Origin of the sequence: Streptomyces sp. NPDC012935 (assembly GCF_042900345.1) — a bacterium.
GTDB lineage: Bacteria > Actinomycetota > Actinomycetes > Streptomycetales > Streptomycetaceae > Streptomyces.
Genome location: NZ_JBIBBC010000002.1, coordinates 551,242 through 576,914 on the forward strand (window position 1 = coordinate 551,242; position 25,673 = coordinate 576,914).

A 25,673-nucleotide genomic window follows, 5' to 3' on the forward strand; every position below is an offset into this window, starting at 1 on the left:
GGGCTAACGTCCGGGCATGGCAGCTCCTTCCGCCCTCGCGTTCGACCCGTGGGACCCGGCGTTCCTCGCCGACCCGTACCCCGCCTACGCAGAGCTGCGGGCCCGGGGCCGGGTGCACTGGTTCGAGCCCACGAACCAGTGGCTGGTCCCGCACCACGCGGACGTCTCGGCGTTGCTGCGGGACCGTCGCCTCGGCCGGACGTACCAGCACCGTTTCACGCACGAGGACTTCGGGCGGACGGCGCCACCGCCGGAGCACGAGCCGTTCCACGTCCTGAACGACCACGGGATGCTCGATCTGGAGCCGCCGGACCACACCCGGATCCGCCGGCTGGTGTCGAAGGCGTTCACACCGCGCACGGTGGAGCAGCTGAAGCCGTATGTGCAGGGGCTGGCGGGCGAGCTGGTGTCGGCGCTGGTCGAGGCGGGCGGCGGTGACCTGCTGACGGACGTCGCGGAGCCCCTGCCGGTCGCGGTGATCGCCGAGATGCTGGGGATTCCCGAGTCGGACCGGGCGCAGCTGCGGCCCTGGTCGGCGGACATCTGCGGGATGTACGAGCTGAACCCGTCCGAGGAGACGGCGACCAAGGCGGTCCGGGCGTCGGTCGAGTTCTCGGAGTACCTCCTGGAGCTGATCGCGGCCCGCCGAAAGGAGCCGGGCGACGACCTGATCTCGGGTCTGATCGCGGCGTACGACGAGGGCGACCGCCTCACCGAGCAGGAGATGATCTCGACGGCGGTCCTCCTGCTGAACGCCGGCCACGAGGCCACGGTGAACTCCACGGTCAACGGCTGGTGGGCGCTGTTCCGCAACCCCGACCAGCTGGCGGCCCTGCGCGCCGACCACTCCCTGATCCCCTCGGCGATCGAGGAGCTGATGCGCTACGACACCCCGCTGCAGCTCTTCGAGCGCTGGGTCCTGGACGAGATCGAGATCGACGGCACGACGATCCCGCGCGGCGCGGAGATCGCCATGCTGTTCGGATCCGCGAACCACGACGCGACGGTCTTCGAGCACCCGGCCGGGCTGGACCTCACCCGCAAGGAGAACCCGCACATCTCCTTCAGCGCCGGCATCCACTACTGCATCGGAGCCCCGCTGGCCCGCATCGAACTGGCGGCGTCGATGACGGCACTGCTGGAGCAGGCGCCGACCCTGCGTCTGGCGGCAGAGCCGGAGCGGAAGCCGAACTTTGTGATCCGGGGGCTGGAGGGGTTGCGCGTCGAGGTGGGGTGATCACTCGTTCGGCTGATCACTGAGCGAATCCCGATCGAGGGTCGCCGACGGCTCGTCAAGCTGGTGCCTGCCTACGAAGGGAGGCACCATGACGGTTATGGCAGAGCGTGCGTCGTCTCAGTTGTCGGTGGACATGTTCGAGCGGATCGCAGAATTCGCCGCTCGCGAGGACGAGACCGTCAGCTTCGAGTTCATCGGCGGACGGATCGGGGTCAGGAAAGTGACGAACGGCAGCCACGGCGAGATCGCGATGTGGTTGGTCTTCAAGTGCAAGCAAGCACGACCCGACCTCACCCTCTATACGACGAACCAGGGGCTGAAGGTCGAGGCGTACCGCAGGGGCCGGGCCCGGCCCGACGCTCTGCTCGCGCCGGTGGGTTACTTCAACGGCCAGGGCGACTGGGCCAGACCCGACGGCGTGTTGATGGCGGTCGAGATCACGTCGTACGACTCGGACACACACAACCGCGACCGTGTCGAGAAGCCCCGGGCATACGCAGAGGCAGGCATCCCCGTCTACCTGCTGATCGACCGGGACAATCTCTCAGTCCTCGTGCACACCGCGCCCGATCTGGAGGACGGTTACCGCGAGATCCACACGGTGCGGCTGGGAGGCAAGGTCACTCTCCCCGCCCCCGTGGGCATCGAACTCGACACCGAGGAACTCAAGCAGTACGTCGACTGATCCGACTCGTCACGTCGTCATGTCCCGCCGCCGCAACCCCGCCAGCCCCCCGGCCACCAGCACCACCGCGAGACCGGTGAGCGTCAGCACCGGCCCCCACTCCATCCCCCCGCCCGGCAGCTTCGGCAGATGCCCGAACGGGGACAGGTCGAGTACCGCCTGCGGGACGTCCAGCGCGGGGCCCACCCAGCCGATCAGCAGGATCGCGCCGGCCACTCCCCACGCCGCCATCGCCGCGCGCGGGAGCAGGCCGTACAGGAGGACCGCCAGGCCGCCGACGACCCAGACCGCGGGGAGTTGGACCAGGCAGGCGCCCAGGATCGGGCCGAGCTGTTTGCCGTAGCCGACCGCGAAGCCGAGGCCGGCCAGGAGCATGATCAGGGCCGATCCGGCGAAGGCGATCACGAGGTGGCCGGCAGCCCAGCGCAGGCGGCCCACCGCGTTCGCCAGGATCGGTTCCGCCCGCATCGACGTCTCCTCGCCGTGCAGCCGCAGGACGGACGCCACCACGTACAGGGCGGCGATCAGGCCGAGCATGCCGACCATCGAGGCGAGGAAGGCGTCGGTGATGCCGGACTGGCCTCCCATCCGCTGGAAGATCTCGCGGGCGTTGTCGTTGTCGCCGACCAGGTCGGCCACCCCGTCGGTGAGCCCGCCATAGATGACCCCGGCGAGGAAGAAGCCGATGCTCCAGCCGAGCACACTGCCGCGCTGGAGCCGCCAGGCGAGCGCGCCCGCCGTGCCGAGGCGGCCGTCGGCCGGTCCGGGCCGGGCGGGCAGGAAGCTCATGCCGACGTCCCGGCGCCCGGCGAGTTCGTACGCCACCACGCCCTGGACGACGGCCGCCCCCGCGAACAGCAGCAGGACCCACCAGCGCTCGTCCGCGAACGGCCGCAGGTTCTCCAGCCAGCCCAGCGGTGACACCCACGTCAGCGCCGACGAACCGTCGTCCGACGCCGAGTCGCCCGCCGCGCGCAGCACGAACGCGGCGCCCACCAGCCCCGCCGTCAGCCCCCGCGCCAGCCGGGCGCTCTCCGTGAACTGGGCGACGATCGCCGCGAGCGTGGCGAAGACCATGCCGACCCCGGCGAGACCGAGACCGAACGCCAGCGCGCCGGACGCCCCCTGGCCCGCGAGGCCGGCGGTCACCAGCACCGCCAGTACGGCATTCGCGACGGCCGCCGTGAGCAGCGCCGCCGTCAGGGAGGCCCGCCGGCCCACCATCCCGGACGCCACCAACTCCTGACGGCCGCTCTCCTCCTCGTCACGGGTGTGCCGTACGACGAGGAGCATGCTCAGCACGGCCGCGAGGGCGCCCGCGTACACGCCGACCCGCCAGGCCGTCAGGGCGCCGATCGAGTCGCCGAAGACCGGGCCGATCAGGGCGCGGAAGGAGGCGTTGGTGGCGGTGTCCTGCACCAGGTCGGCCCGGTCGGCCGGGGTGGCGTACAGGTTCTCCAGGGTGTTCGGCATGGAGAGGATCATCAGCGCGTTCACCGCCACCCAGACCGGGATCATCACCCGGTCGCGGCGCAGGGCGAAGCGCAACAGCGTGCCCGTACCGGCGAGTTGGCGGGTGCGGCCGCCGGTTCGTACGGCGAAGTCCGCGGTCGTCGTGGTCGCCGTCGTCATCGGGCCACCTCGCTCATGTCGGCCTGGTAGTGCCGCAGGAACAGCTCCTCGAGCGTCGGCGGCGTCGAGGTCAGCGACCGCACGCCGGACTCGCTGAGCGACCGCAGGACGGCGTCGAGTTTGTCGGTGTCGACCTGGAGGCGGACGCGGTGGCCCTGACCCCCCTCAATTGACTGCATGGCGAGGTCGTGGACTCCGGGCAGGTGCGCCAACCCGTTCGGCGGACCGGCCAGTTCGGCCGTGACGCTGGTCCGCGTCAGATGGCGCAGGTCGGCGAGGGAGCCGCTCTCGACCGTACGGCCCTTGCGGATGATGCTGACCCGGTCGCAGAGTTCCTCGACCTCGCTGAGGATGTGCGAGGAGAGCAGGATCGTACGGCCGCGCTCGCGCTCCTCCTCGACGCAGCGCTGGAAGACCTCCTCCATCAACGGGTCCAGACCGGACGTCGGCTCGTCGAGGATCAGCAGGTCGACGTCGGAGGCGAACGCGGCGACGAGGGCGACCTTCTGGCGGTTGCCCTTGGAGTACGTGCGGCCCTTCTTCGTCGGGTCCAGCTCGAACCGCTCGATCAGCTCGGCCCGGCGCTGCTTGTCGAGGCCGCCGCGCAGTCTGCCGTACAGGTCGATGACCTCACCACCGGACAGGTTCCGCCACAGCGTCACATCACCCGGCACGTACGCGATCCGGCGGTGCACCTCCACCGCGTCCGCCCAGGGGTCGCGGCCGAGCACCTGCGCACCGCCCGAATCGGCGCGCAGCAGGCCGAGCAGGACGCGGATGGTGGTGGACTTGCCGGCGCCGTTGGGGCCGAGGAAGCCGTGGACCTCGCCGGTCTCGACGTCCAGGTCGAGGCCGTCGAGCGCATGCGTCTTGCCGAACGACTTGTGCAGTCCGGAGACGGTGATTGCCTTCGTCATGCTTCAGAACGTACGCTTCTTTCAGAAATTTGTGAAGTTAAAGAAGCATGGAAACCGTCGATAGGATGGCTGCATGACGGAATCAGTCGGCGCAGGAGCAGGCCGGGACGCGGAGTCCGTGTCGAAGTTCGTGGAGTCCTTCGCGGCGCAGCTCGTCGAGGCGGGGATGCAGCGCATGGCCGCCCGCGTCTTCGCCGCGCTGCTCTCCTCCGACAAGGGCGTGCTGACCTCCGCCGAACTGAGCGAACAGCTCCGCATCAGCCCCGCGGCCGTCTCCGGGGCGGTGCGCTACCTGTCCCAGACGCACATGGTGACGCGCGAGCGGGAACCCGGCTCGCGCCGGGAGCGCTACCGGGTGCACGGCGACCAGTGGTACGAGGCCCTGACCAACCGCGAGGCCGTGCTCAAGCGGTGGGAGGTCGCCCTGCGCGAGGGCGTCACCAGCCTCGGCGCCGACACCCCGGCCGGCCGCCGGCTCGCCGAGACGCTCGCCTTCTTCGAGTTCGTGGAGACCGAGGTCGCGGCGATGATGGACCGCTGGCGAGCCCACCGCGAGAAGACCTTCGGCCAGGGCTGACCCACCGACTCGACGGCTGGGCGGCGTGAACGGGGCAGCTCTGCCCCGCCCCGGATTCAGCCCTGTGCCGCCCCGGATCCACGGCTCACCGCCCCGGCAGCATCAGCCGCAGCCCGCCCTCTCCCACGGTCCATGTGCGTCTGCGTACGGGTCCGGAGACCGCCGTGTCGGCCCGGTAGCGGAAGTGGGCGCCCGAGACGGTCACCGTGCGGCCCTCGGCCCGTAGCGGTGTGGCCTCCGCACCGACCGAAGCGGGGCGCACCTCCACCTCGGCCACTCCGGCGAGCCCCGGCGCCACCGACACCGCCTCGACCGGCTGGTCGAGGTCCACCAGCGTCGTCCCGTCGACCTCGACCCGCAGCCGTGACGGCCCGGACGCGGCAGGGGTGCTGCCGCGGGCCGGCACCAGGGTCCGTACCAGCGACTGACACGTCCGCAGCCAGGGCCGCCCCGCAATCGACCCCACCGCGGTGGCCCCGGCCGGCGCGGCGGGGTCCCGTATCGGCGGGATCCGCAGCGCGCCCAGCACCACCCCGTCGCTGTCGTCCACGAGCAGGTCCAGCCGCCGCTCCGCCCCGTCCAGCGCCGCCCGGGCCGCCGCCACCGCCCCTATGGGCACCCCGAGGGATCCGGCCAGGGTCAGCGTGCCGCCGACCGGCACCACCGACAGCACACATTCGGCCAGCTCCCGCTGCCGGTGCAGCACCGTCACCGCACGCATCAGCGCCCGGTCGTCGCCCACGACCACGGGCCGCCGCGAACCCCGTCGGGTCAGCGCCCTGGCGAATTCGTCGGGATCGTCCGGCAGGCAGACCTTCGTCGCCGCACCCGCGCTGAGCACGTCTTTCGCGATCCTGACGGACTCCCCGTCCGTCCTCCGAGCAACCGGATCGATCACCACCAGCAGCTGATCGGACGTCGCGAAAGTCGCCACCTCGGCCATGCCTCGCTTCCTCGGGTAGCATCTTTGTGCAAGAGCCCCTTGCGCTATTGCGCCAGGGGCTTCGTCTATTCCGGGGCTGTCCGGTCCGACGGTTCGCGGCCAACGACGGTCGCGTCCGGTCGAGGTGTACACGGTGGAAGACCTCCGCGTACACCCCTGACCTTGGACATGCCCCGCCCGGAAGGGGTGTACGCGCGTGCCCGCACTTGTGCTGCTCGGTGCTCAGTGGGGTGACGAAGGCAAGGGAAAGGCGACGGACCTGCTAGGCGGCTCCGTCGACTATGTGGTGCGCTACCAGGGCGGCAACAACGCCGGCCACACGGTAGTCGTGGGTGATCAGAAGTACGCCCTTCACCTGCTCCCTTCCGGAATCCTGTCCCCGGGGTGCACCCCGGTCATCGGAAACGGCGTCGTCGTCGACCCGTCGGTCCTGCTCTCCGAGCTGAGCGGTCTGAACGAGCGCGGCGTCGACACGTCGAAGCTCCTCATCAGCGGAAACGCGCACATCATCACGCCGTACAACGTGACGGTGGACAAGGTGACGGAACGCTTCCTCGGCAAGCGGAAGATCGGCACGACCGGGCGCGGTATCGGCCCGACCTACGCCGACAAGATCAACCGCGTCGGCATCCGCGTCCAGGACCTCTACGACGAGTCGATCCTCACCCAGAAGGTCGAGGCGGCCCTCGACGTCAAGAACCAGGTCCTCACCAAGCTCTACAACCGCCGCGCGATCGCCGTCGAGCAGGTCGTCGAGGAGCTGCTGGGCTACGCGGAGAAGATCAAGCCGTTCGTCGCCGACACGGTCCTGATCCTCAACCAGGCGCTGGAGGACGACAAGGTCGTCCTCTTCGAGGGCGGCCAGGGCACCCTCCTGGACATCGACCACGGCACGTACCCCTTCGTCACCTCCTCGAACCCGACGGCCGGCGGTGCCTGCACGGGCGCCGGCGTCGGCCCGACGAAGATCAGCCGCGTGATCGGCATCCTCAAGGCGTACACGACCCGCGTCGGCGCCGGCCCGTTCCCGACCGAGCTCTTCGACGAGGACGGCGAGGCACTGCGCCGCATCGGTGGCGAGCGGGGTGTGACGACCGGCCGTGACCGCCGCTGCGGCTGGTTCGACGCGGTGATCGCCCGGTACGCGACCCGCGTGAACGGTCTGACGGACTTCTTCCTCACCAAGCTGGACGTCCTGACCGGCTGGGAGCAGATCCCGGTCTGCGTGGCGTACGAGATCGACGGCAAGCGCGTCGAGGAACTCCCGTACTCCCAGACCGACTTCCACCACGCCAAGCCGGTCTACGAGATGCTGCCCGGCTGGTCCGAGGACATCTCGAAGGCCAAGTCGTTCTCCGACCTCCCGAAGAACGCCCAGGCCTACGTCAAGGCACTGGAGGAGATGTCCGGCGCCCCGATCTCCGCGATCGGCGTGGGTCCGGGCCGGGACGAGACGATCGAGATCAACTCGTTCCTGTAGGACCGAAGTGCGAGCGCCCGGCCGGATCTCCCGCCGGGCGCTCGCGCGTTCCCCCGCCGTACGAGGGGCGGTGGCGCGCCCGCTCACTCCGTGCGCAGCGCCCTGGCCGGGTCCGTCCTGGCCGCCCAGCCCGCCGGGAGCAGGGCACCCGCCACCGCGATCGTCAGGCCGCCCAGCAGGAGCAGGGCCAGGACCGGCGTGGCGTAGACGGCGATGTACGAGCCGGGCAGGTTCATATCCACCGCGTCTCCCATCAGCGGGGTCACATAGTGGTGCAGAGCGACTCCGAGCGGGATCCCGGCGACCGAGGCGAGCAGGCCGATGCCGGTGATCGACGTGAGCACCATGCCGACGGTCTGGCGGGGTGTCATGCCCAGGGACTTGTAGACGCCGAGCTCGTGGACGCGGTCGCGGGTGTCCAGGACGACCGTGTTGAGCACTCCCAGGCCCGCGACCGTGACGAGCAGCAGGGTGAGCATGCCGATCAGCGCGTCCATGGCCGCGATCACGCTGGAGGAGCCGTCACCGCCCGGGTGGGCGTACGCGCCCATGGCGTCCAGGGTCTTGTTCAGCGAGGTCAGGTAGGCCGCCTCGGAGGTTCCCGGGTCCGCCTGGACGTAGAAGCGGGTCGGTTCGGCGGCCAGGCCCAGGGCGGCGAGGGTGGTGGCCGGGGTCAGCACGGTCATGCCGTCGTTCTCGGTGAAGAACGCCTCGCCGACGATGCGGACGGTGGTACGACGGCCGTCCTCCGTCAGGGTCAGGGTGTCGCCGACCGCGATTCCGGCGGCGTGCAGAAGGCGCTCCGTGACCACCGCCTGGCCGGGGCCGGTCAACCAACTGCCCGAGACCAGTTCGGGCACCGCCCATGACGTGTCGCCCTCGTACCCGGTCACCGTGGTCCGGCCGGTGATGCCCGACGCGGCGACCTCGGCCTGGGCGGTGCCGTAGAAGCGGCGGGTCCCCTCCTGCGCGCGCAGAGCGGCGGCGACCTCGGCCGGGTCGGCCGTCTCCCGCTCCGGCTGACCGGGGGCGCGCACGACCTGGGCGCCGGGCGGCCCCTGCCCGCCACCGGTGCCCACGACGACCGGAGCGGCGGAGTCGAGCATCCGGTTCGACTGCACCGCACCGAGGGTCAGTGCCAGCCCGACCGCGAAGGTGACCGTGACGGCGGCGAAGGCCACCGCGGCGGCCGCCGTCAACGAACGGGCGGGGCGGGCGAAGAGATGCGCGAGACCGAGACCGACCGGGCGCGGCAAGGGCAGCCGCCCGGTCAGCCGCCGGGCCACGCGCCCCCGTGCGGTGCCCGCCCTGCGCCCGACGGCGATCGCCTCCACGCTGCGCAGCCGGCCGGCGCGCAGCGCCGGCACCAAGGCGGCCACGGCGACCAGCGCGAGAGCGACGGCGGGTGCCGCCACGTCGACCCACCAGGGCACCGAGGCGGGCGCGCCGCTGTAGACGTCGTCGACGTCACTGAGGACCGGGCCCGCCAGGACGTTGCCGAGGGCCACGCCCAGGCCGCAGCCGAGCGCGGCCGGGACCAGCGCCTGGACGACGTACGCCCGCACCACCTGGGCCGGAGTGAGGCCGAGGGACTTGAGGATGCCGATGCGCCGGGTGGCGGCGCCCACCGCGCCGCTGACGACGATGCCGATGATCAGCACCGACATGGCCAGACCGAGCACACCGAAGGCGGCCACGAAGGGCACGAATGCCAGCGCGTTGGCGAGCTGCTCCTGCTGGACGACGAGGTGGGACCGCGTCGCGGTCAGCGCGCCGCCGGGCATGGCGGCGGCGATCGAGGCGCGGGCGGCGGACAGCTGCGCGTCGGTGCCGGCCTGCCGGAAGCGGTAGAGCATCTCGTACGTGGGAGTGCCGGGCTTCTTGGTCAGCGCCTCGGCCTGGGCGGGAGTCACCCACGCGTCCGCGGTGCCGGTCACCGAGCGGGCCAGGCCTGCCACGGTCAGCGTCGGGCTGCCCGGCAGGTCGGGGAAGGACAGGCGGGCGCCCGGGCGCAGCGGTGAGTCGGCCTCCGCCAGCACGATCTGGCCGGGCCGGGTGGCCCAGGAGCCCGCGACGAGCCGCAGCCGGTCGACCGGCCCCTGATGGTCCGCGCGTCCGGCCACGGTCAGCGTGGGCAGCGTGACACCGGCCGGAATCCCGTCGGACGCCGAGACCGTGCGCGGGCGCAGTTCGAGGGTCCGGAAGGGGCCGGCCGCGGCCGTCACGCCCGACGCGCTTGCGCTGGCGGCGAGTTGTGTCCCCGTGACCTTGCCGCCGTCGAACTGCGCGGCCAGATGGGCCCCGCGCTGCTCGGCCATCGCGTGCTCGAAGGGTGCCCGGGACGCCGTGAGCACCCCGGCCGCCACGACGGACGCGGTGACCGCGACGAGCGTGGTCAGGATCATCACCAGGGTCTGCAGCCGTCGGCGCCCCACGCCCGCGCGCACCACGCTGCCCAGGGCGCTCACCCGGCCACCGCCGGTGTGCCCCGGACGTCCTGGGAGTCCCGGACGATCCGCCCGTCGACCAGCTCGACCGTGCGGGTCGCGCAGGACTCGGCGAGCCGAAGATCGTGGGTGACCAGCACGATCGTCTGCCCGTCCGCGTTGAGCGCGGCCAGCAGCTCCCGTACGTCCTCGCCGGAGGCGGTGTCCAGCGCGCCGGTGGGCTCGTCGGCCAGCAGCAGCGCCGGACGGTTCATCAGGGCGCGGGCGACCGCGACCCGTTGCCGTTCCCCGCCGGACAGCGTGCCGGGGTGGGCGTCCGCGTGCCGCTCGATGCGGAGGTGTGCCAGCAGACCGGCGGCGCGGCGGCGGGCCTCGGCGCGGGGTGCGCCGGCGAGCTGGGCGGGCAGCAGCACGTTGTCGGCGACCGTGAGGTCCTCCAGCAGGTTGAAGAACTGGAAGACCATGCCGATCCGCGACCTGCGGTACCTCGCCGACGCGGCCTCGCCGAGCCGGTCCACCCGCAGCCCGTCCACGGTGACACTCCCCCTGCTCGGCCGGTCCAGCCCCGCGATCAGGTTGAGCAGCGTCGACTTGCCGCTGCCCGAGGGCCCGAGTACGGCCACCGCCTCCCCGGCCCGCACGCTCAGGCTCACCCCGGCCAGCGCCGGCGGCCCTTCCCCGAACGTCCTGCTCACGTCTCGGATGTCGATCACAGGCGGCGCGCTCGTGGTCATGGGCCCCTCCCCGGCTGGTGGTTGACGGTTCGGCGCGACGCTAGGGGCGGGGCCGGGCCCGGGGCGTCGCCCGCGGTGGCGAGAGCGACTGCCGTGCAGGGGTGACGTGGCGGGAACGTCATCCCCGAGATGTACGAGGAAGATGTACGGCCGCTCGGTGGCGGTCCGCGGCGGGAGGGATGTGGCCGCGCGGGGCCCTTGCCAGACTGAGCCCATGAGCGGGGTGGCCGGGACACTCGGGGTGGATGGGCGGACAGGCGCGCGGCGGTGGAGGGCCGTTGTCGCGGCGTTGCCGCGGCCGTCGCGGTGGATGTGGACGGCCGACGCGATCCTCGCCCTCGTCCTGGCCGTGTGCACGGTGAGCGCCTCGCTGGACCGGGACGCGGTGATGAGGGTTCCGTCGTTCGGCGTGGGCGGGCCGGCCGTTCCGCCGCCGCCCGGGCCGCCGGCCGCAGTCGTGGGCCCCACGGCCGACCCCGGGGAGCTGGTCCTCGCCGCGTTGACCGCGTTGCCCCTGATCGTGCGCCGCCGCTATCCGCTGGCCGCGTTCTGGGCCGTGCTCGGTGTGACCCTGGTGTTCGGCCAGCGCTCCGGCGCGAGCGGCGCGACCGTGTACACGTTCCTGTCGTGCGTGGTCGCCGCCTACAGCGCCGCCGTGCACAGCCCGCGGCGCATCCAGGCGCTGGTCAGTGTGCTGGTCGGCGCGGTGCTGATGGCGGTGTTCCACGACGAGTACTTCCCGTACTTCACGCCGGGCTTCGTGCCGTTCCTGGTGCTGCTCGGAGTCGGACTCGGGGCGAACGCGATCCACACCTGGCAGCAGCGCGTCCGTGACCTCCAGAAACAGCAGGAGACCGCCACCCGCCTCGCGGTCGAACGTGAACGCGCCCGGATCGCCCGGGAGTTGCACGACGTCGTCACCCACAATGTGAGCGTGATGGTGATCCAGGCGGGCGCGGCCCGCAAGGTGATGGACGCCGCGCCCGACCGGGCCCGCGAGGCACTGCTGGCGGTCGAGGCGGGCGGGCGCACCGCGATGGCCGAACTGCGCCATGTGATGGGCCTGTTGACCATGGACGGGGACTCCGGCGCGGACCCGGCCGCCGACGCCGGTCTGGCCCCGCAGCCGGGCCTCTCCCAGGTGACCGCGCTCGTGGACCGGGTCCGCGCGACCGGCGTCCCCGTCGAGCTGACCGTCACGGGCGCCGCGGCACCGCTTGTCGCCGGCGCCGACCTGGCCGCGTACCGGGTGGTGCAGGAGGCGCTGACGAACGTCGTCAAGCACGCCGCCGGGGCGACGGTGCGGGTGACCGTCGGCCACACGCCCGACGCCGTGCACGTGGAGGTTTCCGACACAGGCGGCACGGCCGCGACCCCGGCCGGTCCCGAGGGCGGCCGGGGACTGCTCGGCCTGCGCGAACGGCTCGCCGTCTACGGCGGCACCCTGGATGCGGGCGTACGGCCCACGGGAGGTTTCCGGGTACGCGCGGTCATACCCGTGGAGAAGCCGGTGGACCAAGCGCCCGAGGGGGTCTCATGAGCGACGCGCCCCGCGTGGTGATCGCCGACGACCAGGCCCTGGTCCGCACCGGCTTCAGCATGATCCTGACCGCCGACGGCATCGACGTCGTCGCCGAGGCGGCGGACGGCGAGCAGGCGGTGGCGGCCGTCGAACGCACCCGCCCCGACCTCGTCCTCATGGACATCCGGATGCCGGGCCTCGACGGCCTTGAGGCCACCCGTCGCATCCTCTCCGGCGCGACCCCCGACCCGCCCCGGGTCCTGATCCTCACGACCTACGACCTCGACCGCTACGTCTACGCCGCCCTCACCGCGGGCGCCAGCGGCTTCCTCCTCAAGGACGTCACACCGGAACACCTCGTCGCCGCCGTCCGGCTGGCCCGCTCCGGCGACGCGCTGCTCGCCCCGGCCATCACCCGCCGCCTGGTCGAACGCTTCGTCACCCAGGACACGGCGACCGCCGCCCTGCACCGGGACCTGGCGGTGCTGACACCCCGCGAACGGCAGGTCCTCCAGTGCCTGGGCACCGGCCTCAGCAACGCCGAGCTCGCCTCCCGGTTCGCGCTGAGCGAGGCCACCGTGAAGACACACGTCGCCCGCATCCTGTCCAAGCTCCGCCTGCGGGACCGCGCGCAGGCGGTGGTGGTGGCCTACGAGACGGGACTGATCACGCCTGGGGGAGACGCGAGGTGAAGGCGGCCCAGGCCCCGCCGGAGACGGTGAGGTTGGGGCCGTCGGGGTTTTTGGAGTCGCGGATGTGGATGGTGGGGGTGTGGGGGCAGGGGGCGACTTCCAGGCATTCGCCACCGCTGGCGCTGCTGTAGCTGGACTTGTACCACTGCAGGGTGCTTGTCACTGGAGTTCTCCTGCCAACTGCTCGATGAGGCCCAGTGATTCCCGTGGACCCAGGGCCTGTGACCGGATCTTCGCATAGCGATGTGCGTATGTCGTCACTCTGGTCGAGGCGCTCACGAGGATGCTCTCGTCCTGTGCTTCCAGGTATACGAGGTGCTCGTGCTCCGGGCTCTGTACCAAGGTCATCTCGCCGTGGGCGCCGAAGTGCTCACCGCCCAGCCCGCAGTCCATGGGTAGCACCTGGACCGTCACATTGCGGCGCTTGGCGCACTGCGCGAGGTGCTGGAGCTGCCCATGCATGACCTCCCGGTTGCCGATCGTGCGCCGCAGCGCGGACTCCTCGACGACCAGCTCGATCAGTGCAGTCGGGTCCCGGTCGAGGAGCGCCCGTCGCGCCAACCGGGCCTCGACCAGCTCCTCCACGCGCTCGTCCTTGAGGGGTGGATAGCCGCCCCCGATCAGTGCGCGGGTGTACTGCTCCGTCTGGAAGAGGCCGTGCACCACGAAGGTGACGTACGTGGAGAGCGTCAGCGCCTGCTGCTCCAGCAGCACGTAGTTCTTGAACTGCGCCGGATACTTCTCCAGCAGCATCCATTTGCGCGCCTCCTCGAAGACGCCCAGCCCACCCCCGAGCTCCGCCTCCAACCCCACCAGCATCTGATCGCTCGCGGGCTGCGCGCACGTCTCCATCGCGCTGATCGCCGCGGCCGTGTACCCGAGCTTCTCGCCCAACTGTGGCTGAGTCAGCCCGTGTTGCTCCCGCAACGCCTTCGCCAGGGCGGCGACCAAATGGGCCGTACCGCCTGCCTCCGACTTGTTCTCCGCCCGCGCCATTGCGGTCACCTCCGAACTCAACCGAACTCAACCGGTCACAACTCACGAGCGCCGCTCATCAACCGTGTTCAACCAGCGACGCAGAGTCATGGATCAAGCTAGCTCCGCACCCGCAAACTGACCCCGTGAATACGCAAAGTGACCTGACCTGGGTCCCGCCGACCGGCGTTCAACTTCGCAAGGCAGGCGTCCAGTTCGACGCGATCAGAGTCGACGGCGAGGAGGGCCGGGAGGTCGCCGACCGGCTCGCCCGCATGACCGGCGGTGATCCGGGGCCGATCGTCGAGTCGGCGACGGGGCGGCGCGGGGTCTACTTCCTCGTGCCCGTCGGCAGTACGTCCCATCGCGCCTGGCCCGACGGAGTCACCCGTTTCACTGCCGGCCCGGACCATGTCGCGTACATCCCGGTGCCCGCCCTCAACGGCCTGACCTGGCCCTTGAGTTGGCGCTACCGCCCGACGACCCCCGACCGATTCGTGCACACGCGTCTGCTGTGCACCGCCCTTCACTCGCAGGAGTGAAGAACGCGAACTTCCGCCTGGGAAAAGGTGGTTTCGACTTGCAATCGTCGCTCTGCGTGGCCTTAGAGTCACGGCAGCAACGAAATGCCCCCGCGGTGCGCCAACACCCGGGGGCTCGACACCCAGGAGCAACACCTCCGGATGCGTTCTCATCGTACGACGCCTGCGCGCGTCTTTTCAGGCCTGTCTGCCGCTCTTCTCCGCGACCGGAGCATTTCCTGGTGCGCGGTGAGCGTACTGACGTACTTGCTGGCCCTCCCGAACCACACCCGCGTCACCCTTCGCGCGCTCGCCGTCCCGCGCTGCGAGGGGCGGGGGCGGATCGCTGCCGCCCTGCGTGAGCTGGAGGAACGGCGGTATCTGCGGCGGATGGTGCGAGAGGAGTTCGGGGGTGGCACATCGGCCCAACTCTCCGTCGTTTACGAGGTGTTCGACGCTCCGTACGAAGCCGCGCCACGAACGGGTGAAACCGAAAAAGTTCCGCGTCGCCGGGCTGCAGCCGCGCGCCTGCTCCTCTCGTTCGGGGACTACGACCGGCGCCTCACTCTGGACCGCGCCGAGGCCCTGCGGCTGGCGCCGCTGGTGGAGGAATGGTGGCGGAGGGGTGCCAGCAGTGACCAGGTGCGGGCGGCGGTGACCTGGAACGGGCCCCGGTTGGTGGGTTCGGCGTACGAGCACATCGGGGGTCGGCTGCGTCGGCCTGAGGCGCCAACGGCCCGGCATGTAACGGCCGTTGAGATTGATTTCCGCGGGCGGGGAAGGTCCGCCTGGCGATTCCTTCGAGAGAAATGGAGCGTGCTCGATGACCGCCGTATTGGAACGGCCTGACGTGGTATACCGGGGGTATACTGCGGTCATGGCTGACACCACCGTCAAGGTCGACCCCGCTGTCCGTGACCGCCTCATGGTTCTCGCCCGCGAGCGCGGGATGACCATGCGTGACCTGATCGCCGAGCTGGCGGGGGCCACGCCGACCAAGGAGGAACTGCAGAAGCGGTACGAGGCGACCAAGGCGTACTGCGAGACGCACTTCGGCGCGACGCTCACGGACGAGGACCACGACAGGGTGGAGAAGGTCTGGCAGGACCTTGAGGCCGGCCGGCCGGTGGACAGCCTGTGAGCGCGACGAGGGCCGGATCGACCGGCGTCGTCTTCGATGAGTCGGCCCTGCTGGCGCTCGGTTCGGGGAACTCGCTGGCTTCTCAGTTCGTCGCTAACACCGAGCACGGGCCCACTCGGCACGTGTACGTACCCGCACTGTGCCTGGCCGCCGCCGACGGCATGCGTAAGGGGCTCGCCGAGCACGTCGGAGCGCTGCCCGCTATGGAGATCGTCGAGTTGGACTTCTCCGGGGCGTCGACCGTGGGCGCGCTGTTGCGTGACGGGGTGGAGTGGCGGCTCGGTCACGCGATCCATCTGTCCCGGCCGACGCCGGACTGGCCGGACGGGCGTCAGGTGCTGACCGTCGAACCCGACCTGTACAAGGACATGCCCCTCGTACGGACCATCAGGTTGCCGCACCAGCGATGACTACAGGGGAGGGCGCCCGCCAGGTGCCCTCCCCTCCTCGTACTCCAATGGCGCAGCGAGCGGGCGAAGCGTGCATACCGCCCATAACGTGAGGCCGTACGACGCCGATCAGGAGAAGGTGAGTGTCATGCGCGTACTGCTTCAGGCCCACGTGGACACGGAGAAGGCGAACGAAGTCATCCGCAGCGGCAAGATGTCCCAGGTCATGCAGGAGATCATGGCGGCGTTCAAGCCGGAGGCAGCCTACTTCGGCCCCGACGGCGGGGTCCGCTCGATGTTCATCGTCTTCGACATGCAGGACAGCTCCCAGCTGCCGTCGCTCACCGAGCCGCTCTTCGAGAAGTTCGGCGCCAAGGTGGACTACACGCCTGTGATGAACCTCGATGACCTGCAGAAGGGGCTCTCCCAGCTGAAGTAGGCCGTCAGCGGTCAGCTGAAGACGATCATCGACCCCTGCGCCAGACTCCGCGTGGCCGCCGCGTGCAGTCCCAGCCACACGTGCCGTTCGCGGGCGAAGGGGCTCGGGTCGTAGGGGGCGGCGACCGCCGGCTCCTCCAAGGAGGTCGGGGAGAGCGGGGGTTGGGGTGCCGCCGGGGGGTTGGCGGGGTCGATGCCGATGACCTGGGCCACCAACTCCAGCTCGCGCAGGAGCGCCTGGGCGGAGCCCAGGGGGCCGCCGCCCGCCAGGAGCTCGTCGTTGGCGAGCGGGTTCGGGAAGTCCACGGGGACGTAGGCGCCCGCGTGGTCGTAGTGCCAGACCAGGTGCGACTGCTGGGCCGTCGTCTCGAACATCTCCAGGAGCTGTTCGTAGTCGCCGCCCAGGTCGTCGACCGGGGTCACCGGCAGGCCGCAGACCTGGAGCAGATACGCGCGGCGCAGGAAGTGCAGGGCGTCGTAGTCGAAGCCGGCGACCGGGGCGACGTCGCCGGACAGGCCCGGCATGTACTGGTACACCGGCACCGGCGGCAGCGCCGCCTCGGCCAGCACCTTGTTGTATTGCGCGAGTTCTTCGGCGAACGGGTTGTCGGGGGTGTGGCACAACACGTCGACGAGCGGTACCAGCCACAGGTCACAGGCCAAAAGAGGGCTCCTCACACAGCGGTCACACGGCGTGGCAAAGGCGTAGCACAGTGGGTAGCACGGTGGTCAGGGAAGGGTAATCGGTGCGGGTCCGGGGCGGACCCCCTCATGCCGGTCTTCGTGGGGCTCTTCAGCGGCTCTTCGTCGGCTCTTTCGGGGGTTCCTCATGCAAGTCCCCGCTCGTGCAGGTCCCATACCCACACTCCGTCCACCCACCTCCCCGGACCGCCCACCAGCTTCTCCACGGTCCCACGCAGCGCACCGTCGTTCGGCCGCGGGGCCGGCACCAGTACGCCCGCCCACCAGGTCATCCGGCCGCCAGTCGCTCGATCAGGGCGAGGGCGTTCGCGTCGTGGTCGGCGACGATCGAGCGTGCCGTGGGCAGGTCGCGGCGCATCAGGGCGTCGACCAGTTCGGTGTGCCGGGACCACAGGTGGCCGCGCAGGTCGTCGAGGCGGCGCAGATGCTGGACCGCGCAGACCCAGGACTGCAGGCGCAGCCGGTGCAGGAAGTCGGAGAGGTAGGGGTTCCCGAAGAGGGCGCCGAGTTCGCGCCAGAAGCGCAGGTCGTAGCCGATGAGCACGGTGAGGTCGCCGGCGGTGGCGGCGCGCTGCGCCTCCTCGGCGCGGCGGCGTACTCCGACGGCGGCGGCGATGACGCGCGGGTCGTCGGGGTCACGGTGGCCTGCCCGTTCGGTGGCCAGGACCTGGAACATGCCGTCGGTGACCAGGCCGCGGGCCTCGATGATGCCGCGGTAGTCCTCGACGGAGTACTCGTGCACGCGGAAGCCGCGGTGCTGGTCGGCCTCCAGGAGGCCCTGCGCCGAGAGGTCGACGAGTGCCTCACGGACCGGGGTCGCGGAGACGCCGTACTGTTCGGCGATCTCCTTGACGGTGAACTCCCGGCCTGCCTGCAGCCGCCCGGACAGTACCTCGTCGCGCAGCGCGTCCGCGATCTGCTGTCGCAGGGTGCTCCGCGTCACGGAGCCGTTGCCGCCGGTGCCGGTGCCGGGCATGGTGAGGGCGTCTCCCGTCGTCGCGATGAGGTGGCGTGCGCATGTATGTCTACGAGCACGCCACCTTACGCGTTCGGCTTCCGGGTGAGATTCCCGTGACGGCCGGACTTTTTCGCCCCCGCCGCCCTTGCCCGTCCCGTCCCTGGGGGCTGCCGCCCCCAGACCCCCGCTGTCGGCCCTGAACGGGCCTCGTCCTCAAACGCCGGACGGGCTGAAATGCCTGGACCGGCGCCGAAAGGTGAGGGTGGGGGACTGAGGGCGGAGCCCCCAGGGGTTTTTCGAGTCCAGCCTCCTGGCCGACCGAGACGGGTGGGCGGGTGGGCGAACCCCCTGGACGCCTACTCCACGTACCCGTCCGCCACAGCCAGCGCAGCGTCCAGCGCTGCGAGGCCCTCCTTCAGTTCCGCCTCGGTCACGTTGCACGGCGGCACAACGTGGGTGCGGTTCATGTTCACGAACGGCCAGATGCCCCCGGCCTTCGCGGCGGAGCCGAACGCTGCCATGGGGGCGTTGGCCTCGCCCGCCGCGTTGTAGGGCACGAGAGGCTCGCGGGTCTCCCGGTTCTTGACCAGTTCGAGCGCCCAGAACATGCCGACGCCGCGGACCTCGCCGACGGAAGGGTGACGTCCGGCCAGCTCACGCAGTGCGGGTCCGACGACTTCGGAGCCGAGCCGGGCGGCGTTCTCGACGACTCCCTCCTCGGCCATGACGTTGATCGTCGCGACGGCGGCCGCGCAGGCCAGCGGGTGCCCGGAGTACGTCAGACCGCCCGGGTAGGGCCGCTTCGCGAAGGTCTCCGCGATGGCCCCGGAGATGGCGACGCCGCCCAGCGGCACGTACCCGGAGTTCACGCCCTTGGCGAAGGTCATCAGGTCGGGGATGACGTCGAACAGGTCCGCCGCGAACCACTCACCGGTCCGCCCGAACCCCGCCATGACCTCGTCCAGGATGAAGACGATCCCGTACTTGTCGCAGATCTCGCGGACGCCCGCCAGGTAGCCGGCCGGCGGAATCATGATCCCCGCCGTACCGGGAACCGTCTCCAGGATGATCGCGGCGATGGTCGACGGGCCCTCGAAGGCGATCGTCGCCTCCAGGTGCTCCAGCGCCCGCGCGCACTCCTGCTCCTCGGTCTCGGCGTAGAAGCGGGAGCGGTAGAGGAAGGGCGCCCAGAAGCGCACGACCCCGGCCGTGGCGCTGTCGGAGGCCCAGCGGCGCGGGTCGCCGGTGATGTTCACGGCCTGCTGCGTACCGCCGTGGTACGACCGGTACGCCGACATCACCTTCGGCCGCCCGGTGTGCAGCCGGGCCATCCGCACGGCGTGCTCCACGGCGTCCGCGCCGCCGTTGGTGAAGAAGATCTTGTCCAGGTCGCCCGGCGTCCGCTCGGCGATCAGCCGCGCCGCCTCGGACCGGGACTCGACGGCGAAGGCGGGCGCGAAGGTGGTCAGGTGTGCGGCCTGCTCCTGTATCGCGGCGACGACCTTCGGGTGCTGGTAGCCGATGTTCGTGTAGACGAGCCCGCTGGTGAAGTCGAGGTAGCGCTTGCCGTCGTAGTCCCAGAAGTACGACCCCTCCGCACCGGCGACGGCGAGCGGGTCGATGAGTTCCTGAGCGGACCAGGAGTGAAAGACATGCGCACGGTCCGCGGCCTTCACGGCGGCGCCGACCTCGGGATTTGGCTGAGGGGTCATGCGGCCGAGCGTACGGGTGGGCCCTTCGGGCGCGGTATCGGCGTCCTGTCTGCGGTCGGTGGGTTTCCGCGACAGGTTGTCGACGCCCACGCCGCCGAGCATCACCCCGCGTGGGCAGAGAGCATGACAGCCAGCATTGACAGTAAGCTGTCTAAATGACAGGATGTTGTCAACTTCGAGGTCTCCAGGAGGAGCCATGAGCAAGCCCGTGTACCTCGCCGTCTACAACACCCTGGCCGACTGGGAGCCGGGCCACGCCACCGCGCAGCTCGCCCGCGCCGGCTACGAGATCCGTACGGTCGGCCCGACCCGCGAGCCCGTCACGACGGTCGGCGGCCTGCGCATCCAGCCCGACCTGGCCCTGGCCGACGTACGGCCGTCCGGCGCGGCCCTGCTGATCCTGCCGGGCGCCGACCTCTGGGACACGGGCGACGAGCTCGCCCCGTTCGCCCGCAGGGCCCGGGAGTTCCTTGACGCCGGTGTGCCCGTCGCGGCGATCTGCGGCGCGACGGCCGGCATGGCGCGTGAGGGGCTGCTCGACGACCGGGACCACACCAGCGCGATCTCCTTCTACCTGGCCGCGACCGGCTACGGCGGCGGCGAGCGGTACGTCGAGGCCGACGCCGTCACCGACGGCGGGCTCGTCACCGCCGGCCCGACCGAGCCCGTCGCCTTCGCCCGGGAGATCCTGCGGCTGCTGAAGGTGTACGACGACGAGGCCGTCGACGCCTGGTACCGCCTGTTCCACGACTCCGACGCGGAGGCGTACGCCGTACTCGAGAAGGCCGGAGTTCTGTGAGCCGGGAACGCCAGGATCTGCTGAGCCGCAGCGCGCTCGGTGTCTTCAAGCTCAACGGCCAGTTCCTCGCGGTCGCCGAGGAACTGGCCCGGCCGGCCGGGCTGACGGCGGCCTGGTGGCAGGTGCTGGGCGCGGTGCTCGGCGAACCCCTGCCCGTCGCCGGCGTCGCCCGCGCCATGGGCATCACCCGGCAGAGCGTGCAGCGCATCGCCGATCTGCTGGTGGACAAGGGGCTCGCCGAGTACCGGCCGAACCCCGCGCACCGCCGGGCGAAGCTCCTCGCGCCGACCGACGAGGGGCGCGCGGCGATCTCCGGGATCAACCCCGGGCACGCGGCCCTCGCGGACCGGCTGGCCGACGCCTTCGGGGACGCGGAGCTCGCCGAGGCCGTACGGGTTCTGGAACGGTTGTCGAAGGTCCTCGACGGGATCGAGGCTGCTGTTACCGAACCGTAGACGCCGCCCCGCTCACCTCCCGGTATGCCGCACTATCGTGGGGCCGTCGCGTAGGCGGGGGCTTGCGTGGGTGGGGTTGGGGGCGAGCGATGGAGAAGCTGGGGTCGGGTGATCCGCAGCGGATCGGGGCTTATCGGCTGCTGGCGCGGCTGGGGGCGGGCGGCATGGGGGACGTGTATCTGGCCCGCTCCGACCGCGGCCGTACCGTCGCCGTGAAACTCGTCCGGCGGGAGCTGGCCGCCCAGGAGGAGTTCCGGGCCCGGTTCCGCCAGGAGGTGCAGGCCGCGCGGCAGGTCGGCGGGTTCTGGACCGCGCCGGTGCTGGACGCGGACACCGAGGCCGAGGTGCCCTGGGTCGCCACCGGGTATGTCGCCGGGCCCAGCCTGCAGCGCGTCGTCGGGCGCGACCACGGGGCCCTGCCCGAGCGTTCGGTGCGGATCCTGACGGCCGGGCTGGCGCATGCGCTCAAGGACATCCACGCCGCGGGGATAGTGCACCGGGATCTGAAACCGTCCAATGTGCTGGTCACCATCGACGGGCCCCGCGTCATCGACTTCGGCATCGCGCGGGCACTGGAGACGGTGGGCGGCGAGAGCGGGCTCACCCGCACCGGCGCGCTCGTCGGGTCGCCGGGGTTCATGGCGCCCGAGCAGGTGCGCGGGGACCGGATCACGCCGGCGTGCGACGTGTTCTGCCTGGGCTCGGTGCTCTCGTACGCCGCGACCGGCAGGCTGCCCTTCGGCTCCGTCGACAGCGGCGCGCACGCCCTGATGTTCCGCATCGCCCAGGAGGAACCCGACCTGGAGGGGGTGCCCGAGGGGATCGCCGAGCTGGTGCGGGACTGCCTGCGCAAGGACCCCGGCGCCCGGCCGACGCTGGACCGGATCCTGGAGCGCACGGGGGCCGAGGACACCGTCTCCGGGGGGCGGTCCCGGGACCCGTGGCTGCCGAGTGCGCTGGTGGCGCAGCTGGGGCGGCATGCGGTGCGGCTGCTGGACACGGAGGATCCGGTGGGGCCGGGGCCGGGGGCGGTGGAGGGAGCTGCGCGGCCCGAAGACCCGGAAGGCCCTGCGCGTCCGGGTCCGGCGGGGGTGGGCTCCGGGGAGCCGACCCCCGCGGCCTCGCCCGAGCACGCCCCTGCCACCGGCGCGACGCCGCCGGACCAGCTCCCGACCGCGGCCGCGACCCGGGTCGGCCCGCCGCCGGAGCCGGGCGCCCCGCCCGGCTCCGCCTTCGGAGACGCCGCCGCCCCTGGCGGTACCCCTGCCCACCCGGCCTACGGCTCTCCGCAGCAACACCCGCAGCAGCCGGCGTACGGCTACCCGGAGCCCGGCCCGCACTCGCCCTACGGCTCGGCCCCCTCGTACGGCGCCACACCCTCGTACGGCCCGAACCCGCCGCACGGTCACGGCCCGTCGTACGGGCCCACCCCGCCGTACGACGTTCCCCTGCCGTACATCCCCGGCGCTCCACCCGAGGAGCCCCGCCGCAGCGGTCGTTCCACAGTGGCCCTCGTCCTCATCGCCCTGGTCGTCGCGCTCGCCGCCGGCGGTTCGGTGTACGGCCTGATGAGCGGCGGCGGGGACGGGGCCGGCGGTGATCCGACCGTTTCCCCGACCGTCACGACCGACACGACCGGCTCCGGGGGCGGCGACCCGACCGACGCCCCCACCCCGTCCCCGAGCCCGACCACCTCGGCGCCGGGTGACGGCGTGATCCCGGCCGGGTACCTGGGCACCTGGACGGCCTCGATCGACAACGCGGGCGGCGCGAACACCCGCCGGCTGACCATCCGGCAGGGCGAGGTGGGCGACACGGTTCTCTCCCTCGTCGCCGACGGCCCCGCCGGAACCGGCACCTACCACTGCGAGTTCGAGGCTGACCTGACGCAAGCGCCGGTCGGGAACGGCCCGTTGGCGATGGGCCCGTCCACCGTGACGGCCGGCGAGCCCGCCACCTCCTGTTCGCCGGGCGGCGCCACCCGGATCACGCTGCTGCCGGACGGCGGACTGGAGCGGGTGAACACGAGCAGCGGGGAGAAACTGACGTACCGGAAGCAGTAGCGGGAGCAGCGGCGCGAGGAGTGCCGGGATTCCGGTGAACGCCCTTTTCCTGTGGGGTGGTTGAACAAACCGCGAACTTCCTCAGGAGTCGGTCGTACGTTCCCCTGTGCGCGCGTACGGTGACCCCACCATCCGGCTCCGGGGAGTAGCGGGGGCACCCACATGGAGTGGCTGAACGCCGAGAACGTCGTGGCCATCGGGACGGCGGCCATCGGCGTCGTCGCGTCCGGTGTCATGGTCTGGTACGAGCGCCGGGTGCCGGGCCGCAAGCGGATCGGCTATCGCGTCCAGATGGACAACGCGATCGGCGACGACGTGCGCTCGGGCCGGGAGAACCGGCGTCTGGGCCTGTTCGACGAGGCGCCGGGCATGGTCGACGCCACGCTGGTCCTGCTGCGCATCGAGAACGACGGCTCGCAGAGCATCGACCGCGACGACTACACGAGCCCCGAACGGCACGGGCTGACCGCGGTGTTCACCGACCGCACCATTCGCGGTGTCTCGGTCACACAGCCGACCGACATCGACCACATCATGGACCACTTCAGCGCCGACCGCGGCTTCGGGTACGAGGGGAACCGGCTGCGCATCCCGCGGGTGCCGCTCAACCGCGGCGACTACTTCAAGCTGCTGGTGCTGCTCTCCGGCGGCGACGTGGGGCGCGAGATACGGCTGTACGGCGGGATCCGGGAAGGCGAGGTGCACCCCAACCGCAGTGCCACCCCGGACGAGAAGGAGAACGTCTTCAGCCTTCCGGCGCGGGTGTTCACCGCCCTGCTCACGGTGTCGGTGCTGGTGCTCGCCGGCATCGTCGTCTTCCGGGACGGCAATCCGATCGAGTGCGAGCGGGGTGGGCTGACGGTGACGGGCTCCACCGCGTTCGCGCCGGTGATCGAGACGCTCGCGAAGGACTACGAGGGTAAGTGCCAGGGCGCCGACATCACGGTCGAGGCGCGCGGCAGCGAGCTCGGTGTCGTCGAACTCGACGCGCTGGCGGGTCGGTCGAAGGACAGCGCGCGTTCGGTGATCGCCTTCTCGGACGGGCCGTCGGGGGAGCGGCTGGGGCTGCGGGGGAAGAAGATCGCGCTGTCGGCCTACACGCTGGTCGCCAACCAAGGGAACGCGTTCGCGGCGGCGGGGTTGTCGGTGCGGCAGGTGCGGGAACTGTACGCGGGGACGTACACACGCTGGGGACAGCTGATGTCCGAGGCGGAGCGGGAGACGAAGTACCGCGCCCTCGCCGACCTGCCCATCGTCCTCGTCAGCCGGGGGGACAACTCCGGGACCCGGCAGATCTTCCAGGAGCGGGTGCTGGACGGGCAGTGGGAGAGTGCGCCGAGTACCTCTCTGGACTGCCGGGAGAACGCGTCTGTCGTCGTGCGCTGTGAACTCGCCTCCACCGGCGATGTGCTGAAGAAGGTGGCGGCAGCACGCGGCGCCATCGGCTACAGCGAGCTCACCCTCGCCAAGTCCGCCGAGAAGGACGGCGTGGCCAGGGTGCCGCTGGACGGCGAGCAGGCCGACATCGACGAGATCGAGACCAACGGCAGCACCTATCCGTATCGCGACGTGGAGTACGCCTACACCTACGGCACCCCACGCAACGGAACCCTCGCCGCCAGCTTCCTCGCCTACCTCGACGAGGAGACGAGCCGGCAGGCGATCCGGGACAAGGGGCATGTGCCGTGCCGGCAGGCGATGAGCCTTTGCGAGTGACCTCCGGCGGACGGGCGGATTGCCTGCGGCGCCGCGGTGCTGCTCGGCGCGGGAACCGTCACCGGATCTCCGGGGGGCGTTGGCGGGGCATGTTGGGGCGGGTGCCGTTCGCCGGGGAGGCGGGGAAGCGGCCCAGGGCCGTGCCCGGGTCGTGGCGCGTGCCCCCGCCCAGCGCGGACTGGATGCCCAGGGGCGCGGATCCCGTGCGGAACTCCACCATCCAGTCGGCCGTCTCCGCACGGACCAGCTCCGTCAGGTCCTCGCAGAACCGCCGCAGCACCCCCAGGCACCGCTCGGCGGCCTCACTCGCCGTCCCCTCGGCCGGCCCCAGAACCTCCCGCACACTCTCCGTCGCCCAGTCGAACTGCAGGGCCTGAAGCCGCCGCTGCACCGCCTGGGCCGTGGCGACGTCCCTTATCCACCCGGACGTCAACCCGAAGAACCGGTCGGCCGCGAGGCACGCCACCGCCAGCAGCAGCGCCAGATACCCCCAGGGAGCCGTCCCGCTCGCCGCCCCCGTCAGATCCAGCAACGGCAACGCGGCCCCCACGACCGCCCCGAACGCCGCCCCGCCCCGCAACGCACGAGCCCCCCGCCGCTTCCACACCCGATCCGCGAGATACCACGCGGCCGTGTTCAGCGCCCCCCGCTCCACCCACCGGTACAGCTCGTCCAGCCGTACCGCCGGCTCTCCCCAGTCCCCGAGCGGAAAGGCCCGACCCGTCAGATCGCCCGGCCGCAGTCCGGCCGCCCCTTCGCCGCCCCGCCCGTCCTGTGGCGACCTGTCGGGCTGCATCTCCGGCTGAACCACCCGGCACTCCCTACTGATCACGGTGCGTGACCTCACGTACGACCCGGGACGACCACCGCGGCGCACGGAACGTCACAACACCTGAGGCTGACGCGCCGGACCCTTCCTACCGCCCAATGGGTGGCGA

26 protein-coding genes are annotated in these 25,673 nt (G+C 71.4%); 15 read left to right on the forward strand and 11 right to left on the reverse strand.

Translation table 11 applies throughout. From position 1 onward, the window contains the following. Positions 1 to 16: 16 nt before the first annotated feature. Complete coding sequence (locus tag ACFY5C_RS07895) at positions 17 to 1,237, forward strand: cytochrome P450 (RefSeq protein WP_389441772.1); 1,221 nt, start codon at positions 17 to 19, stop codon at positions 1,235 to 1,237. Between the two features lie 88 nt (positions 1,238 to 1,325). Continuing rightward, positions 1,326 to 1,922: a Uma2 family endonuclease gene (locus ACFY5C_RS07900; RefSeq protein WP_389441774.1), complete on the forward strand. Its 597-nt coding sequence runs from the start codon at positions 1,326 to 1,328 to the stop codon at positions 1,920 to 1,922. A 9-nt stretch (positions 1,923 to 1,931) separates the two neighbouring features. Here the strand turns inward: ACFY5C_RS07900 and ACFY5C_RS07905 are convergent, their stop codons facing one another. Together ACFY5C_RS07905 and ACFY5C_RS07910 are read right to left on the reverse strand one after the other, a co-directional pair. Beyond that, positions 1,932 to 3,554, reverse strand: coding sequence for an ABC transporter permease (locus ACFY5C_RS07905; protein WP_389441777.1), 1,623 nt, complete (start codon positions 3,552 to 3,554; stop codon positions 1,932 to 1,934). Beyond that, entirely contained in the window at positions 3,551 to 4,471 is a 921-nt protein-coding gene (locus ACFY5C_RS07910; RefSeq protein ID WP_389441780.1) for an ATP-binding cassette domain-containing protein, read from the reverse strand. The genes ACFY5C_RS07905 and ACFY5C_RS07910 overlap by 4 nt, the downstream gene beginning before the upstream one ends. 73 nt (positions 4,472 to 4,544) lie before the next feature. Between ACFY5C_RS07910 and ACFY5C_RS07915 the strand changes: the two genes are divergently transcribed. After that, entirely contained in the window at positions 4,545 to 5,048 is a 504-nt protein-coding gene (locus ACFY5C_RS07915) for a GbsR/MarR family transcriptional regulator (RefSeq protein WP_389441783.1), read from the forward strand. Positions 5,049 to 5,133: 85 nt separating this feature from the next. Here ACFY5C_RS07915 and ACFY5C_RS07920 read toward each other — a convergent pair whose 3' ends face one another. After that, positions 5,134 to 5,991, reverse strand: a complete 858-nt coding sequence (locus ACFY5C_RS07920) for a diacylglycerol kinase (protein WP_389441785.1) — start codon at positions 5,989 to 5,991, stop codon at positions 5,134 to 5,136. A 196-nt stretch (positions 5,992 to 6,187) separates the two neighbouring features. Between ACFY5C_RS07920 and ACFY5C_RS07925 the strand changes: the two genes are divergently transcribed. Beyond that, the gene (locus ACFY5C_RS07925) at positions 6,188 to 7,471 is read left to right on the forward strand and encodes an adenylosuccinate synthase (RefSeq protein WP_389441787.1); all 1,284 of its coding nucleotides are present in this window, start codon (positions 6,188 to 6,190) and stop codon (positions 7,469 to 7,471) included. 83 nt (positions 7,472 to 7,554) lie between these two features. Here ACFY5C_RS07925 and ACFY5C_RS07930 read toward each other — a convergent pair whose 3' ends face one another. Together ACFY5C_RS07930 and ACFY5C_RS07935 are read right to left on the reverse strand one after the other, a co-directional pair. After that, positions 7,555 to 9,939 carry an FtsX-like permease family protein gene (locus ACFY5C_RS07930; RefSeq protein WP_389441789.1) on the reverse strand — a complete coding sequence of 795 codons (2,385 nt, stop codon included), beginning with the start codon at positions 9,937 to 9,939 and terminating at the stop codon, positions 7,555 to 7,557. Beyond that, complete coding sequence (locus ACFY5C_RS07935; protein ID WP_389441791.1) at positions 9,936 to 10,652, reverse strand: ABC transporter ATP-binding protein; 717 nt, start codon at positions 10,650 to 10,652, stop codon at positions 9,936 to 9,938. The genes ACFY5C_RS07930 and ACFY5C_RS07935 overlap by 4 nt, the downstream gene beginning before the upstream one ends. Positions 10,653 to 10,962: 310 nt before the next feature. On the opposite strand from ACFY5C_RS07935, the gene ACFY5C_RS07940 reads away from it, so the two are divergent. Then, complete coding sequence (locus tag ACFY5C_RS07940; protein ID WP_389441792.1) at positions 10,963 to 12,192, forward strand: sensor histidine kinase; 1,230 nt, start codon at positions 10,963 to 10,965, stop codon at positions 12,190 to 12,192. Further along, positions 12,189 to 12,866 carry a response regulator gene (locus ACFY5C_RS07945; protein ID WP_389441793.1) on the forward strand — a complete coding sequence of 226 codons (678 nt, stop codon included), beginning with the start codon at positions 12,189 to 12,191 and terminating at the stop codon, positions 12,864 to 12,866. The genes ACFY5C_RS07940 and ACFY5C_RS07945 overlap by 4 nt, the downstream gene beginning before the upstream one ends. On the opposite strand, the gene ACFY5C_RS07950 is transcribed toward ACFY5C_RS07945, so the two are convergent. Next, a complete protein-coding gene (locus tag ACFY5C_RS07950) occupies positions 12,841 to 13,029 on the reverse strand; it encodes a DUF397 domain-containing protein (protein WP_389441795.1) in 189 nt (62 codons plus the stop codon). The two genes, ACFY5C_RS07945 and ACFY5C_RS07950, sit on opposite strands and share 26 nt — an antisense overlap. Beyond that, on the reverse strand, positions 13,026 to 13,862 hold the full coding sequence (locus tag ACFY5C_RS07955; RefSeq protein ID WP_389441797.1) for a Scr1 family TA system antitoxin-like transcriptional regulator: 837 nt from the start codon (positions 13,860 to 13,862) through the stop codon (positions 13,026 to 13,028). Before ACFY5C_RS07955 ends, ACFY5C_RS07950 begins: the two co-directional genes overlap by 4 nt. A gap of 125 nt (positions 13,863 to 13,987) precedes the next feature. On the opposite strand from ACFY5C_RS07955, the gene ACFY5C_RS07960 reads away from it, so the two are divergent. The 5 genes from ACFY5C_RS07960 (at position 13,988) to ACFY5C_RS07980 (ending at position 16,331) form a co-directional block, all read left to right on the forward strand. Continuing rightward, on the forward strand, positions 13,988 to 14,383 hold the full coding sequence (locus ACFY5C_RS07960) for a hypothetical protein (RefSeq protein WP_389441800.1): 396 nt from the start codon (positions 13,988 to 13,990) through the stop codon (positions 14,381 to 14,383). Positions 14,384 to 14,611: 228 nt separating this feature from the next. After that, the gene (locus ACFY5C_RS07965; RefSeq protein WP_389441803.1) at positions 14,612 to 15,211 is read left to right on the forward strand and encodes a hypothetical protein; all 600 of its coding nucleotides are present in this window, start codon (positions 14,612 to 14,614) and stop codon (positions 15,209 to 15,211) included. 28 nt (positions 15,212 to 15,239) lie between these two features. Beyond that, positions 15,240 to 15,503, forward strand: coding sequence for a hypothetical protein (locus ACFY5C_RS07970; protein ID WP_389441805.1), 264 nt, complete (start codon positions 15,240 to 15,242; stop codon positions 15,501 to 15,503). Then, positions 15,500 to 15,913 (forward strand): hypothetical protein, encoded by a 414-nt coding sequence (locus ACFY5C_RS07975; protein ID WP_389441808.1) that lies wholly within the window; start codon positions 15,500 to 15,502, stop codon positions 15,911 to 15,913. Before ACFY5C_RS07970 ends, ACFY5C_RS07975 begins: the two co-directional genes overlap by 4 nt. Positions 15,914 to 16,040: 127 nt before the next feature. Continuing rightward, positions 16,041 to 16,331 (forward strand): DUF3303 family protein, encoded by a 291-nt coding sequence (locus ACFY5C_RS07980; protein ID WP_389441810.1) that lies wholly within the window; start codon positions 16,041 to 16,043, stop codon positions 16,329 to 16,331. Positions 16,332 to 16,342: 11 nt separating this feature from the next. On the opposite strand, the gene ACFY5C_RS07985 is transcribed toward ACFY5C_RS07980, so the two are convergent. The 3 genes from ACFY5C_RS07985 to ACFY5C_RS07995 all read right to left on the reverse strand — a co-directional run bounded on the left by ACFY5C_RS07985 (position 16,343) and on the right by ACFY5C_RS07995 (position 19,702). After that, positions 16,343 to 16,993, reverse strand: a complete 651-nt coding sequence (locus tag ACFY5C_RS07985) for a hypothetical protein (RefSeq protein WP_389441813.1) — start codon at positions 16,991 to 16,993, stop codon at positions 16,343 to 16,345. Positions 16,994 to 17,300: 307 nt separating this feature from the next. Continuing rightward, positions 17,301 to 18,008 (reverse strand): GntR family transcriptional regulator, encoded by a 708-nt coding sequence (locus ACFY5C_RS07990; protein ID WP_389441816.1) that lies wholly within the window; start codon positions 18,006 to 18,008, stop codon positions 17,301 to 17,303. A 338-nt stretch (positions 18,009 to 18,346) separates the two neighbouring features. Next, positions 18,347 to 19,702: an aspartate aminotransferase family protein gene (locus tag ACFY5C_RS07995; protein WP_389441819.1), complete on the reverse strand. Its 1,356-nt coding sequence runs from the start codon at positions 19,700 to 19,702 to the stop codon at positions 18,347 to 18,349. A 196-nt stretch (positions 19,703 to 19,898) separates the two neighbouring features. Here ACFY5C_RS07995 and ACFY5C_RS08000 point away from each other — a divergent pair, with 196 nt between their 5' ends. From ACFY5C_RS08000 to ACFY5C_RS08015, 4 genes are all read left to right on the forward strand, one after another. Beyond that, the gene (locus ACFY5C_RS08000; protein ID WP_389441821.1) at positions 19,899 to 20,501 is read left to right on the forward strand and encodes a type 1 glutamine amidotransferase family protein; all 603 of its coding nucleotides are present in this window, start codon (positions 19,899 to 19,901) and stop codon (positions 20,499 to 20,501) included. Beyond that, a complete protein-coding gene (locus ACFY5C_RS08005) occupies positions 20,498 to 20,956 on the forward strand; it encodes a MarR family winged helix-turn-helix transcriptional regulator (protein ID WP_389441823.1) in 459 nt (152 codons plus the stop codon). The genes ACFY5C_RS08000 and ACFY5C_RS08005 overlap by 4 nt, the downstream gene beginning before the upstream one ends. Before the next feature lie 89 nt (positions 20,957 to 21,045). After that, a complete protein-coding gene (locus ACFY5C_RS08010; RefSeq protein ID WP_389441825.1) occupies positions 21,046 to 23,019 on the forward strand; it encodes a protein kinase in 1,974 nt (657 codons plus the stop codon). 162 nt (positions 23,020 to 23,181) lie between these two features. Beyond that, positions 23,182 to 24,735 (forward strand): PstS family phosphate ABC transporter substrate-binding protein, encoded by a 1,554-nt coding sequence (locus ACFY5C_RS08015; RefSeq protein WP_389441827.1) that lies wholly within the window; start codon positions 23,182 to 23,184, stop codon positions 24,733 to 24,735. A gap of 58 nt (positions 24,736 to 24,793) precedes the next feature. Here the strand turns inward: ACFY5C_RS08015 and ACFY5C_RS08020 are convergent, their stop codons facing one another. After that, on the reverse strand, positions 24,794 to 25,546 hold the full coding sequence (locus tag ACFY5C_RS08020) for an SLATT domain-containing protein (RefSeq protein WP_389441829.1): 753 nt from the start codon (positions 25,544 to 25,546) through the stop codon (positions 24,794 to 24,796). Positions 25,547 to 25,673: the final 127 nt, after the last annotated feature.

Bases quoted from the DNA above. Each gene is read 5' to 3' on its own strand.
- ACFY5C_RS08015 (WP_389441827.1), top strand. From the start codon at position 23,182: ATGGAGTGGCTGAACGCCGAGAACGTCGTGGCCATCGGGACGGCGGCC.
- ACFY5C_RS07970 (WP_389441805.1), top strand. From the start codon at position 15,240: ATGGCTGACACCACCGTCAAGGTCGACCCCGCTGTCCGTGACCGCCTC.
- ACFY5C_RS07995 (WP_389441819.1), bottom strand. From the start codon at position 19,702: ATGACCCCTCAGCCAAATCCCGAGGTCGGCGCCGCCGTGAAGGCCGCG.
- ACFY5C_RS07980 (WP_389441810.1), top strand. From the start codon at position 16,041: ATGCGCGTACTGCTTCAGGCCCACGTGGACACGGAGAAGGCGAACGAA.
- ACFY5C_RS07915 (WP_389441783.1), top strand. From the start codon at position 4,545: ATGACGGAATCAGTCGGCGCAGGAGCAGGCCGGGACGCGGAGTCCGTG.
- ACFY5C_RS08000 (WP_389441821.1), top strand. From the start codon at position 19,899: ATGAGCAAGCCCGTGTACCTCGCCGTCTACAACACCCTGGCCGACTGG.
- ACFY5C_RS07940 (WP_389441792.1), top strand. From the start codon at position 10,963: ATGTGGACGGCCGACGCGATCCTCGCCCTCGTCCTGGCCGTGTGCACG.
- ACFY5C_RS07920 (WP_389441785.1), bottom strand. From the start codon at position 5,991: ATGGCCGAGGTGGCGACTTTCGCGACGTCCGATCAGCTGCTGGTGGTG.
- ACFY5C_RS07990 (WP_389441816.1), bottom strand. From the start codon at position 18,008: ATGCCCGGCACCGGCACCGGCGGCAACGGCTCCGTGACGCGGAGCACC.
- ACFY5C_RS07935 (WP_389441791.1), bottom strand. From the start codon at position 10,652: ATGACCACGAGCGCGCCGCCTGTGATCGACATCCGAGACGTGAGCAGG.
- ACFY5C_RS07910 (WP_389441780.1), bottom strand. From the start codon at position 4,471: ATGACGAAGGCAATCACCGTCTCCGGACTGCACAAGTCGTTCGGCAAG.
- ACFY5C_RS07895 (WP_389441772.1), top strand. From the start codon at position 17: ATGGCAGCTCCTTCCGCCCTCGCGTTCGACCCGTGGGACCCGGCGTTC.
- ACFY5C_RS07900 (WP_389441774.1), top strand. From the start codon at position 1,326: ATGACGGTTATGGCAGAGCGTGCGTCGTCTCAGTTGTCGGTGGACATG.
- ACFY5C_RS07905 (WP_389441777.1), bottom strand. From the start codon at position 3,554: ATGACGACGGCGACCACGACGACCGCGGACTTCGCCGTACGAACCGGC.
- ACFY5C_RS07955 (WP_389441797.1), bottom strand. From the start codon at position 13,862: ATGGCGCGGGCGGAGAACAAGTCGGAGGCAGGCGGTACGGCCCATTTG.
- ACFY5C_RS08010 (WP_389441825.1), top strand. From the start codon at position 21,046: ATGGAGAAGCTGGGGTCGGGTGATCCGCAGCGGATCGGGGCTTATCGG.
- ACFY5C_RS07945 (WP_389441793.1), top strand. From the start codon at position 12,189: ATGAGCGACGCGCCCCGCGTGGTGATCGCCGACGACCAGGCCCTGGTC.